9 protein-coding genes and 1 pseudogene are annotated in these 11,659 nt (G+C 54.5%); 5 read left to right on the top strand and 5 right to left on the bottom strand.

The window, feature by feature from the left end; all coding sequences use genetic code 11:
* Window positions 1–27: 27 nt before the first annotated feature.
* The gene (locus LPU83_RS48645) at window positions 28–534 is read right to left on the bottom strand and encodes a hypothetical protein (protein WP_141652547.1); all 507 of its coding nucleotides are present in this window, start codon (window positions 532–534) and stop codon (window positions 28–30) included.
* Between the two features lie 242 nt (window positions 535–776).
* On the opposite strand from LPU83_RS48645, the gene LPU83_RS74085 reads away from it, so the two are divergent.
* The 4 genes and pseudogenes from LPU83_RS74085 to LPU83_RS48625 all read left to right on the top strand — a co-directional run bounded on the left by LPU83_RS74085 (window position 777) and on the right by LPU83_RS48625 (window position 4,744).
* The gene (locus LPU83_RS74085; RefSeq protein WP_024314089.1) at window positions 777–2,078 is read left to right on the top strand and encodes a DUF5623 domain-containing protein; all 1,302 of its coding nucleotides are present in this window, start codon (window positions 777–779) and stop codon (window positions 2,076–2,078) included.
* A gap of 104 nt (window positions 2,079–2,182) precedes the next feature.
* A complete protein-coding gene (locus LPU83_RS48635; protein ID WP_231052168.1) occupies window positions 2,183–2,554 on the top strand; it encodes a GNAT family N-acetyltransferase in 372 nt (123 codons plus the stop codon).
* Between the two features lie 38 nt (window positions 2,555–2,592).
* A pseudogene (locus LPU83_RS74080) lies at window positions 2,593–2,658 on the top strand (arsenate reductase ArsC); the annotation flags it as partial.
* Between the two features lie 346 nt (window positions 2,659–3,004).
* Window positions 3,005–4,744 (top strand): ATP-dependent nuclease, encoded by a 1,740-nt coding sequence (locus LPU83_RS48625; protein WP_024314088.1) that lies wholly within the window; start codon window positions 3,005–3,007, stop codon window positions 4,742–4,744.
* 98 nt (window positions 4,745–4,842) lie between these two features.
* Here LPU83_RS48625 and LPU83_RS48620 read toward each other — a convergent pair whose 3' ends face one another.
* From LPU83_RS48620 to LPU83_RS48605, 4 genes are all read right to left on the bottom strand, one after another.
* Window positions 4,843–5,877 (bottom strand): hypothetical protein, encoded by a 1,035-nt coding sequence (locus tag LPU83_RS48620; protein WP_024314087.1) that lies wholly within the window; start codon window positions 5,875–5,877, stop codon window positions 4,843–4,845.
* Complete coding sequence (locus LPU83_RS48615; protein ID WP_141652545.1) at window positions 5,834–6,619, bottom strand: hypothetical protein; 786 nt, start codon at window positions 6,617–6,619, stop codon at window positions 5,834–5,836. Before LPU83_RS48615 ends, LPU83_RS48620 begins: the two co-directional genes overlap by 44 nt.
* Before the next feature lie 112 nt (window positions 6,620–6,731).
* Window positions 6,732–7,691 carry a TniB family NTP-binding protein gene (locus LPU83_RS48610; RefSeq protein ID WP_024314085.1) on the bottom strand — a complete coding sequence of 320 codons (960 nt, stop codon included), beginning with the start codon at window positions 7,689–7,691 and terminating at the stop codon, window positions 6,732–6,734.
* Between the two features lie 24 nt (window positions 7,692–7,715).
* The gene (locus LPU83_RS48605) at window positions 7,716–10,016 is read right to left on the bottom strand and encodes a DDE-type integrase/transposase/recombinase (protein WP_024314084.1); all 2,301 of its coding nucleotides are present in this window, start codon (window positions 10,014–10,016) and stop codon (window positions 7,716–7,718) included.
* A gap of 944 nt (window positions 10,017–10,960) precedes the next feature.
* Between LPU83_RS48605 and LPU83_RS48600 the strand changes: the two genes are divergently transcribed.
* The gene (locus LPU83_RS48600; RefSeq protein WP_141652544.1) at window positions 10,961–11,557 is read left to right on the top strand and encodes a hypothetical protein; all 597 of its coding nucleotides are present in this window, start codon (window positions 10,961–10,963) and stop codon (window positions 11,555–11,557) included.
* Window positions 11,558–11,659 lie beyond the last annotated feature (102 nt).

The following is an 11,659-nucleotide window of genomic DNA, read 5'->3' as shown; positions in this document are numbered from 1 at the left end:
AATCGCCTTTTCGCTGGCTTTCAAACGTTAGGCCGTAATTGCCCTTGATCCGCTCAAGCAGATGAAATGCCGACAAACCGATAGCGGCAGATCGATGCTGGCGCTCATCGAAATACTCCTCATAGTCCGGCGGACCGGCAATGTTCTTCGAATGAAGGCCAAACTCTCGATGGCGCTTTTGATCATACCCGGCAATAGCAGGCAACGGTACATAACCTCGGTGTTGAGGAGCGGCCAATCCAAAGCGTCGGGCCAAACAATAGCCGGATTTGCTGAGGTCCTGACGCGTTCACCCTCTTGATCTGCGATCCCGTCGTCGAACGCTGCGGTCATACAGTCGTCGACAAGCTGATCCAGCGTCACTGCAAGCAACATCGCATGATAACGGGCTTGCCGCCTGCGCTTCCACCAGTCGGTGAAAATTTCCTTGAAGGCTCCGAGCCAGACACCAAAACCCGTGACCAGCAAGGTCCCCACCACCGTAAAGATGGCTTTCCCAAAATCGTCACTGACAAAATTCTTCAGCGAATCCAAGAAATCCTCCATCGCCAGGAAACTCATACAGCAAGGGCCGAAGCTCGCCATACGGGAGAGACTTGAAAGCTGCTCGAATCCCAACTATCTTTCTGGTGTTCCCGGCAGGAGCACGCCACCCGTCAGTTGCGAAGCTGTTGACAGCACTGCCTTTGATAACACGTTCACCCGTTCATGTTTTTGATCGGGCTCGCGAGGTGGTTGACGGGTGACGCTTCAAACGAGAGTCCGGGAGAGAAAACATGTCCGTACACGACGTCACACCTACCACCATTGAAGGAATAAAGCGCCTGGCGAGAGATATCTCGAAGCATGACGGCGTTCCTCATTCAGTGGGGCTCGACCGCGCATCGTCCCGCGCTGGTTTCTCAAACTTTCAGCACGCCCGCCGCTCGCTACTGGCTTATGGCACCACTTCTGTCACATTCCGGTTTTCGACGTTCATCAGCGTCTACTGGCGTGACCCGAAGACGAAGGTCAGCGGCAACCAAATCATCGAGGTATCGCTGTCGAAGGCTCTGGACGACATCATTCCGAGCAGAAACTACAAGCACGCACGAGGACTGGCATACTTCACGCGTTCGGCGTCAGACCTTATTTACTGTGAGATGACTAACGACAGCTCATCTGCAGTCGCATTGGCGTGCAAGGCAGCGCGGGTCTTGCAATTCATGGCGGCAACCGGACTACAGCCATCTTCAAAGGCTATGCCCGTGAGTGACGGGCGTGGAAGTGGACTGCCGGGTAGAGACCACGGGAGCAGCTGGTTCGATCCGGAATCGAGGCGATACATCTACGTCGATGAGCCCTACGCCGCCGCAGTGAAGGACCGCCAGGACGAGCGTGCCGATTGGGCCCGCCGGAATGGATGGGAAGTCGCCAGAGCAATTTGGCCGGGAATGTATTATCCCGAGGGTGGTAGCGAGCTTTATCTTGCAACGGATCGTAAGAAGGGACTGCCTATTGGTCCTGTTCTTTCAGGCATGTCCCGCATTCAGGCCGCGACCGTGCCGGAGAACTGCAAGCAGGTTCATGTGCCAGATGGCGAGTATTTCAGGTCACCCGGGCAGGAACGCGATGCCACTGCAAAGGTTTTGAAGCTGAAGCAAAAGCGCCCTCCTCGCGCGACCCCTCATACCGTTCCTTTCAAAATGGTGATGGCCTCAGGACGGCGACCGAATGCAAAGATGGCCGTCGCTACCCACCAGCGGGTCGGGCAACTGCTTAAAGATGTGCTGACGGCGACCCGTGATCGAGCTGGCGTTGCTAATAGAATTGGGTCCGTTCGGTCAGAACTCGACGATTGGGTCCAGATGGAGTACGACCACGACGCTCTTCCAAACGATGTCTTTTTCGAACTCTACTACCGGGAGCGTGTGACTGTCCCCGATGATGAGCGTGGTGTCGCTGGTCGCGAAGTGCACATTGAGCGGCTGATTGAAGCCAAGGAACTGATTGGCTCTGCGTATCCTGATTGCGAGCCCGTCCGCAACTTAGTTCGCAAGCTCGATCTGGCAGTAAAATCGCTAACGAGCTGGAAGTGAGTCTATCTTTACTAAATGCAGCGTGACATTCGCGGGGGAAGCCAGTCGAAGCCCCTGCGAATGCCGCTCAGTCGACGGATCGGATACACGGAACCGATCCTGGCTTGAAACTTGCGCTAGCAGCGTCTGGCTTACCGATTGAGGATTTAGGCTACACAGATCGCTCATTTTTTTGCGCGAGCAACGAGGATGGCGACGCTATCGGCTACTCTGGAATTGAAGCGTGCGGCGGCGACGCCCTGCTTCGTTCGGTCGTTGTCCTGCCGGAACACCGAGGGCGGGAACTGAGAGCCCTGCTTGTGCGAGAGACGCTGGCTTTCATAGGCGAAGGGTCGGCGGTCTACCTCGCAACAACATCAGCTGCATCGTTCTTCGAGAAACTTGGTTTTGCGGCGGTGAACCGCGCCGACGTTCCTGCCGATGTCATCGCCACCGACAACTGTCGAGCATCTGCCCAGCTTCCGCAACCGTCATGAAACTTAACCGCGCTCCAAGCTAACCACGGATCACCACAATGACCGACAAGACGTACAACGTGCTCTTCTTGTGCACGGGCAATTCCGCACGCTCTATCCTTGCCTAATCCATCCTCAACGGCGAAGGAAAAGGTGCTTCACCGACCGCCCTCCGCCAAAAAAATCCCAGCCAAACTGTGCTCGACCTTACCATGTTGGAAAGGTCGATCTACTTCTTCGGACTACTGCGATCCAAAAATCACGCCAGGTTATCCTCTGCCCGTTGTCACTGATGCGGTATAAAGGGAACCTAATGTCAGAGCCCGGCGAATAAACTTCAGGGTGTGGATGTCGTTGTCACCAGAAGTGTTGAAAATGGTCAATGAAACCTTGATGGGCTGCTCACGAAGCGCATTGCGTACCACCCTCTTTAGTTGATATTTTAATCCACGGAATCAACTGGGGGCGTGAATGGCTGAGGCGCAAGAAGTCGAGCGAGGGAAACTACGGTCCCTGTCGGTGCGGAATTTCAGATGTATCGGGAACGAGCCGGTTAAAGTGGACCTTGACGATATTGTTGTTCTTGTTGGTCCGAACAATTCGGGCAAAAGCTCGATTCTGCGAGCGTACGAGATCGCAGTCAGCGAGGGTTCGACTCCCGGCAAACTCAAGCAGGAAGATTTCCCGAATGGCGTGTCATCTGCAGATGCGCCGACGGAGATCGAACTTGTGACAGAGGTAGTTGCCGGTGATCCAGGACAGCATTGGATCGGGGACCTTCAAGGCAAACCTGCCGCAGAGGGTGGCCGTAAATACGTTAAAGAAAAATGGGTCTGGACAGCCGCCGGAAAAGGCACTCGTTTCGGTTGGAACGTCGACAAACAAGCGTGGGATGACAAAAAGCCCTGGGGTTGGGCGAACGTTGCAAATGCTCGTCGACCGGCCGTTCATCCCGTCAGAGCGTTTGACCCACCGGAAGCACAGGCTAAGCAGATACATGATCTGCTTAGCAAGGCGATCATTGGATCAGCACGGCAGCTAAGCAAGGACGGCGTCAACCTCTACGATAAGCTGCTTGCTGATGTTACGGAATTCCAGAAGCTCGCCGTCGATCACAACAAGGGAAAGATCGAAGAAGCGGAAAAAATGTTGAATGAGATTGTCTCGTCGATCTTCATCGACCATGCGGTCGAATACATCCAATTAACGGATGCCTCGGATTCCTCGCTGAAGCTTTTCCCGGAAGGCGGAAAGCTTACGATGGGTCACAAGGACGGCCATATGTCGGACCTCGAATCCCAAGGCAGCGGTGCTCGGCGGACAATGCTCTGGGCGACCCTCAAGCTTCTGAAAGACAGCGCCCCAGACCAGAAACGCGCCAACGTCCTATTGATCGACGAACCGGAGCTTTGCCTGCATCCAAGCGCGATCAGAGATGCTTGCAAGGTACTGTACGACTTGGCATCGAAGGACGGCTGGCAGGTCATGATCACCACGCACTCGCCGGTTTTTATCGACCTTTCTCGCGACAACACCTCGATTGTCCGGGTCGAGCGGAGGGATAAGGGAGAGATCGTGGGTACAACCCTCTATCGTCCCGAGAATGCCCAGCTCGACAAGAGCGACCGAGCAAACCTGAAGCTTCTGAATATATATGACCCGTATGTGGCAGAGTTCTTCTTTGGCGGACGGGTGATCCTCGTGGAGGGGGACACCGAATATTCCGCGTTCCGGATGATCATGGAAACGGACAAAAGCTTTCCGAAAGCTCATGTCATCAGGGCACGCGGCAAGGCCACGATAGCCTCGTTGGCGAAAATCCTGAACCAGTTCGGCGCGAGCTACTCCATCCTGCATGATACGGACACGCCTAAGACGATGCGGAAGAACCAGAAGACGGGTGAGAGGGAGGAAATCGTCAATCCTGCCTGGACGACAAACAACAACATCCTCGCCGCCGTGCAGAAACAGCTTGATGCAAAGACCGTTCGGCTTGTCGCCTCTAGGGTCCACTTTGAGGCCGCATTCTTCGACACCGCTCTCACTGGTGAAAAGCCTTACACTGCAGTGCAGAGCCTGGAGAATGATGAGGGCCGTCGGAAAGTGATCACAGTGCTATTAAGAGGACTGGTGGACCACGATGAGCCATTGCCGGAGGGAGCGATTCAATGGGCAGAAATCAGTGACCTCGAATCGGCTTTAGCCGCCTGATTCCGATGGTGAAATCGGGGGCTGCTGGAAGGCCGCTCCCGATTTCAGGCCGCCATCTGCTCGCAGCTTTCTGCGCACTTACGGCATGCCCACCACGCTCAGGGATACAATCCAAGGCACGACAGAGCCACGCCCCTATCCCACAAAGACATTTTGTCTATGTTGACGCGCGGTACTCGTGCCCGATCCAAAACCGAAAATATTTCGGGCACTGTGAAGCCTCTGATCGAGCATAGGGCCGCCAGTTCAAAACCGAACGCATATGATTGTCGCAGGTCGGTAACTTTTCTTAGTGTCGTAGCGCCATGCCACTGAAAATGTTTTGCGAGATTGGCGGCGACCGTCCGGCTTTTCCCTAAAGTCATGGCAAGCTCTGTCGAGGTAATCGAAACATCGGCGAATCGGTCGGCACTTGAAGGGAGATGGCTGAGAGTCTCAAGGTGATTGACGTTCTCAACATAGAGATCGTGCAGAAATCCTCGCTCAGAGAGAGGCCCCCGCTGCAAGCCAAGGTCCCCTCTCAACGCGGCATGTAACACCGCTGACCAAGAGAGCGAGTGCTTAGGGTCGAGAGCAAACTTCGCGGCTGCCAGTCTATGTCCTTTCGGCTCTTTCGCGTAAGGCAGTTTGTCCTCCATCCACTCGATGATGTTGATTTCTTTCTCTTGGATGGCTGGATCAATTCCCAAAATGGATATCTCGACGCGAAGACTACAAAGAAGACCGGACAGGTAAAGATCGACAACATCGGGTACCGGAGCGCCGAGGTAACGCGAAATGCACCGAGCCGAACCAATGTCCCGGACGACACGAACTGCGACCTCCGCCCTACTCCGAACATGGCCGGGTCGGTTGATCAGCTCCATCATGCTGGTACGAGCGTTGCGTTTAGGGGCATTCGGCGTGACAGCGCTCGACGAACTCGGGGGGTTCTCCATCCCTTGGAATACCGTCAAAGCCATCTTACGGGTGCGAACATTCAGGATCGCTTTGATTTCAGCACGAACCTGGGTACTCAGCGAAGCATCTGCTTGAAGATACCTGAGCATTCGAGTGTCGTCGCGGATTACGCTCTGTCCATCAGCAAGTTCAGCCAGCCCCTTGGGCCAAGTTAACAATGCACGAGCGGCCATTTCGAGGCACTTCGTCGAGATGGTGCTCACAGGGCCACGGCGGCGATTCGTGGCGCTGGCATTCCATAGCCAGCTTAACGACGAATTGGTAAAGCTCCGCTCGTGTGTTCGCGGCATAGGCCGTTGGCCATCGCGCCCGGAAGGAGCCGTCCGACATCAGCGGGTCCAAAATCTCCAGGACGAACCGCATTGCATCCGGGTCACTGCATTCGACCAACGGCTGCGGAAAATCGCGCAGGTCGGTCTTGGGACCTGTACACCTGTGGCAGAAGGATACTCCGCTGGTCGTTTGCCAGCCCAGATTGGCATGACACACCGGGCAGCGATCCATTAGACGCTCCATCGTCTCGGGATCACAGGGCAGCCAGCGGACCGACCAAATTGCCCGTTGATACTCTGACGCCCTAAGTGCACGGGGAGAGACGCGACGGAACTGTGAAAAGTCGGCTCGCTGCAGGTGGTGACCGAAAAACGAAACAAACTGCCGGGAGCGGACCTGACGGTTTTCCAAAAGCTTGTGCAAGTGTTCGGCATCACGGCGAATACCGAGGACATCGACGATGCGAGAGACATCCTCCTGGTGGGCAATCGATGTAAATCCCGATAAGCTCCTGAACGACACGGGACGCGCTAGACGAACTGCCAACTGCGTACGCCGATATCCGTTCTCCTCTGTGGCGCGATACGCAGCGTCGCGAAGGCTTTCACCGGGTTGCAGCTCAAGCGCAACCGGAAAAACCATATCTATCGTCTCCTCCCGCAGAACATCAAAGTCATCGCCATCTGCAGGCGGCCGATACAACGCTCGGACAATGTCATCGACCTCGTGGTTACTTGAATGTATGCTCAGGGGATCAGGCAACGCGCGTCTCCTTTTTCCGGGTCTTGCGGCTCTCGCGAAAGGGATTGTAGGTGACGATCTTATTCTTGATCGAATACGCGTCCGTTGCGGCCTCTAGATGGTCGAACCGGACCTCATCGGCATCCTCCTGTCGCGCAATATATGCGGCGTGCTCGACTAGGCGCGATACACGACCACGAAGGCCGCCACTCGCGATAAAGAGACAGGCGATGGTATTGTCGATGACGAAGTTGCTGCGCTTGGGAAAGAGCTTATGCTCCTTCAATGCTAAGCCGAGATCGGCGCAGTAACTCCCGAAGAGTTGCATATCTGTTGCACAGTCTTGCTTTAACGTCTTTATCGACACGTCGTGATTCATGCTGACGAGCTGGCCGTCGCTGAGTATCTTACTTTCGGCCTCTTCCGTACCTGCGACAACAACGGGACACCCCATTTTGGCAAATCCACGAAGCGTATTGTGGGTCTTGGTCGCGTCAAGATCAGTTGCTTTACGGATGCGAAGGTTGCTCGCCTCGTCGAAGATCAACAACTCGGTTTTGTAGTGATTGATGTACTTGATGATCCTTTCCAATTTGTCGTCCGCATTGCCGTCACCGGGAAACGGGTCTTTGTAAGCTCGGAGAATTTGCTTGAGGAAACTCATGTGAGAAGAGTCGCCGTTCAAGGTTATTGCGACGACTTTGCGCTGGGGTCTTTTGTTGTCTAGTTTTTCTGGATCGACGTCATCAGGAAAGCTTGCCTCCATGTAGGCCTCCAGGATTGTCGTCTTTCCTGCGTGCGACTTTCCAAAAAGGCTGACCAGCGAGCCTTCAATTTTCGACCGCCCGCCAATCTCTAGTGCGCTTCTTCGCGCCTCTCGAACGTTGTCAAAGGCGGAATGGGCAGCCACCATCTCAGGATAGACGATGCGCATGAGGCGAAATTCGGTGGTTATGTTCGGCCGTCCATCCATCGCTCTTGTTCCTCAAACAGGTCGTCAATGCCGAAGCGAGCGACGTCCACTCCGCTCTAGCTGATCTAGGAAAGCTTCACTCTCTTCGGCCGACATTGCATACATGGCGGGCGCGTCGGCTTGATCGCGGTTCACCGGTTGGGACGGAGGAGCGGTCTTTTCGGTCTTCTTCATGGACCGGTTAAGTCCAGTCTGTTTTGGCGTTTCCGTTGGCCCTTGTATGTGCTCCAGCCGAAGTTGGACCGGCACATCAACCTGCGACACGCCGAGATTGGTCACAGGGATGACCACGTCGAACTGTTGAACGTCGGCCGAAATGACAACAGCTCTGCCGCCTTCGAGCAATCGCGCGGTCTTCTTAGCATCGCGATGCGTCTCCTTCTTGATGCGGGCTTGCAGCATTTCGAAAAACTCGCGAAGGTACTTAGCCCTGGTGGCGGAAGGATAGTATTCTTCGAATATCTTCTTGTTCGCCTGACGCGCGGATGTCGCGAATTTGAACGAGACGGCCTTGTTCGCGAACACCGGGTCAACGTTTCCGAAAAACAGTATGTCGTTCGATTTTGCATCGATCACTCCAAGCGATGAGACATCGCTAGGATTCCATAACACCTCGACTTCTAAGGTGGATCGCTTGCCAGATTTCGACGCCAACTCGGACGCGCGTGAATTCAAAATTTGGGTCGCGTATGCTGTATTGTGGTATCGGTGGCCTTTGAACATCACGCCGCTCGGCGTGAGCTTGGCTTTACCACGTCGTCTGAGTAGCAGGTCGAGAACGCGCATATCGGCTACCATGCCACGCCCGTGCAAAGGCAGGTGTTTGGACCATCGATAGGCCGGTGGCTCATCGATTCCACCGTGCGCGAGCATGTGGTGTTCGGTGACGATCTTGTGGATCACCAGATCGTTGATTTCTCCAACATCGAAACGAGCGTATTTCCGATAATTTGCTGATGTCACGTCTTCATCGATTGAGAATCCACCCGGCAACGTGGCCATCACTCGTTTGCAGGTCCCGATGGCTCTTTCTACTATGGCCTTCCATTCCGGCGACGCGAGTGGTGCGTATTCGATGCCGATCCCAATCGACAATAGACCTAACTGAACGCTTTTGGTGACATGAGCACGAAGGTTGTCGATGACAACGGTAGTGGGGCATCCGTAGCCGTCGGTCGCGTCAGTCAGGTCCGGGAACCGCCTTGCCCACGCGGTCTTTGGTGTCATGACCATCTTCAAGCACGCCATGAACGTCGAAATGCTCGGCGGCTCAAAGGTCAAGATGATGCCAAGGGACATCCTCGTGAACGTGTCAACGGCGTAAACGACCTCAACGCGCTTCGTATCAAGGACTTCAGCTTCTTCCGCATCGGATAACACTTCCTCCGCATCAGTCTGGCCACTCTCTGTCGTCTGGCGTTTGACCGCTGACCAAATGTTTCCCAATGTTTGATCGATGATGACGATGTGTAGGGGGTATCGAGCATCCTGTGGCACGATAGTCCCTTGCAGTCGCCGCGCGGCTTCTCGTTCGCCCTGAAGCTTTGCAAGCCTCTCTTTAGTTGAGTATTTCTTCAGCCAGTTGTTGAACGTTTTTTCATCCGGCGGTTTCTGCCGCTTGTCCGTTGGAATTCCGACGCCTTCGTCCCGTTCCTTATGAAACTCGCCGAAGAACCACTCGTATGCCTGGCCGGGCGTGGCAAACCCACCGTCGAACCGCTCCTCTATCGCTTCGGTCGCAAGTTCATAAACCCAGCTGGGCCAAATTCCTCTGTCACGTACACCACTACCTTCCTTGCGGAAGCAGTCGACAAGCGAGACATGCGAAGTCCTTCCGCAAACGAGCTTTCTGATGGTTGACGTTGACGGTATGGTCTTCCCGAACCCTCTACTCGCTGCATCAGCATGGTTGGCTGCGATAAAGGCCAACAGATGAGGGTCCCCCTTCGTATAATACCCTACCTCTGCGCGGTGATCGATGTACCGATTGGCATAGAACTGCTTGGTTCCCGCCCAAAGAACCGCTTCAAGCTCGTCGTCATGATCCTTAGCCTGACCCGCCGTAACCTGGCGACCTTCAGGTTCGAATAGAGCAAGAAGATGCTTCACTCTCATCGTCGGAAGCTTCTGTCCGGCACTTGCTGTCTTGGTAATGTGTCCGCCCGCGTGACGCACCGCGAACTCTGTGAACTCGATGCGTATAGTCTCCCCGCGAGGATATCTCGAAAGAGAAATGTCCTTCTTGTTAAGCGCATCCACGGAGAATTCGCCTGGCACCATTATGTCGCGGAGAAAGAAACGGTCGTCGAGAAGGATGCTAACCATTACCGAATTGCTCTCCGGCAAGCCTAAGCCACACTGGCGAACTAGGCGAAAGGCCCCTGCTCAAGTCTATTGAAACCGCATGCTTATAATGGAGGGCTTTGACTAATCTATCGCCCCGGGGCTGCCCTCCAAGCTCTGCAGAAAGGGTGCTGAATGGTAGCCACTGCTCCCGTCCGAATGCGAGAACGCACCGCGACCTTTCCAAGGGCCCAACACGGTCGTTTGCTGCGATTTCCAGAAATATTAGTGAATCGGTAAAATCGCGATCAATATGGGGAGTGTGATGGAGCGTGAAAAAAGAGTGGCCTCCATGGCCATACACCGCCTTCACTATGTCCATTTTCGTCTTCGGAACATCATCGTTGACAGTTTGGTCGCTATCCGACTTCAGTTCGAAAACAAGTGCCACTGGATCGAAAGAGTGCGTGGGTTCCGCGAAAGGTGCCGCGACAATCTCATGAAGTGGCCTGCCCCCGATGAGTTCGTCCCTGAATGAAGGGTGGACCCGAACTTCGATGTCGGGAGTATAGCGTAACTGCCTTTTGATACCCCTCACCCCGATAAAAAGGCTATGAGGCTGTGCGACGATATCAACGACACGCGAGCAGGCTGCCAACATGCGCAGCACGACTGACTCTACAGCCCTGGATTCCCATGGACTGCCCATGTGACGGCTCTTGTTGAGCGGCAATAGACCCACGGCATGCCTTCGGTGACCATTCGCGATCCACCGTACAGGACCGCCGCCCTCGGCCCTGCCAAACGCATACCACTCAACCACATATGGCTCTCGGTAAGTTGGCACGGGACGAGGTCCTCCTTATCTGTATCTCAGTGAACATCGTGAGGGTTGCGACCAATCTTCAACGTTTACGAATGACATGAAAGCTATAACTCGGTACGATTCTCAGAGGCAAATCAGGTTTGAAAAGATGCGAACGAACATGAATGACTCATATATGATTCTCAAACAGGAGGAAGACGAGAATCTTAAAATTAACAAAAAGAGTGATACATTCGGCGATCCTGATATTTCCGCCTGGGCTGGAGAACTGAGACAGAACATCGCTTCGTCGGAAGCGGAGGCCTCTTCGCTTAGATCGAGAGCTGACGTGCTGCAGGCACGAGCAGATACCCTCCGACAAATGGCGAAGGCGTCTGATGCCAAGACGAAGGCGCTCCGCGATCTGCTCAAGCAGATGGAGACCACTACCCAGAACCTGGGCCCGGTAGCAGGCCGCAAGACGCGGCAGCCAAGCGGAAGAGGTGCAACTCTCACCGCGCTCGTACGCGAACGTGCGAAGGAGATACTCAAAGCCGCCGGGCATCCCCTTGGGCGCACAGAGATATTAGCTCAACTTATCGACGACGGCGTCATGATTAAGGGTGCGAAGCCCGCGCAGCGCGTCGGCAAAATTCTATGGGAATCCGACGAATTCGAATATCAAGACAACGGATACTGGCTGGTCGGAGAGCCAATCGCGGCTGGCTATAAGCGTGAAAAACGATTTAGAGCGCCTAATCGTAAAAAAAATTCCTAGTGGAAAAGAGCGGCGCAGTCGGAATTTATTCCCGTATGTGCTGAAGGAAATCACGATCTCCAACTTCTTTTCCTTGTGCGCACATCAATGGCACTATGCTTC

It is taken from the genome of Rhizobium favelukesii (assembly GCF_000577275.2).
In the GTDB taxonomy this organism is placed as follows: Bacteria; Pseudomonadota; Alphaproteobacteria; order Rhizobiales; family Rhizobiaceae; genus Rhizobium; species Rhizobium favelukesii.
The sequence above is the reverse complement of the archived record's forward strand: the minus strand, read 5'-3'. Positions and strand labels throughout refer to the sequence as shown.

Excerpts from the sequence above, each read along its gene's own strand:
- LPU83_RS74085 (WP_024314089.1), top strand. The coding sequence starts at position 777 with ATGTCCGTACACGACGTCACACCTACCACCATTGAAGGAATAAAGCGC.
- LPU83_RS48625 (WP_024314088.1), top strand. The coding sequence starts at position 3,005 with ATGGCTGAGGCGCAAGAAGTCGAGCGAGGGAAACTACGGTCCCTGTCG.
- LPU83_RS48620 (WP_024314087.1), bottom strand. The coding sequence starts at position 5,877 with ATGGCCGCTCGTGCATTGTTAACTTGGCCCAAGGGGCTGGCTGAACTT.
- LPU83_RS48615 (WP_141652545.1), bottom strand. The coding sequence starts at position 6,619 with ATGGTTTTTCCGGTTGCGCTTGAGCTGCAACCCGGTGAAAGCCTTCGC.
- LPU83_RS48610 (WP_024314085.1), bottom strand. The coding sequence starts at position 7,691 with ATGGATGGACGGCCGAACATAACCACCGAATTTCGCCTCATGCGCATC.
- LPU83_RS48605 (WP_024314084.1), bottom strand. The coding sequence starts at position 10,016 with ATGGTTAGCATCCTTCTCGACGACCGTTTCTTTCTCCGCGACATAATG.
- LPU83_RS48600 (WP_141652544.1), top strand. The coding sequence starts at position 10,961 with ATGAATGACTCATATATGATTCTCAAACAGGAGGAAGACGAGAATCTT.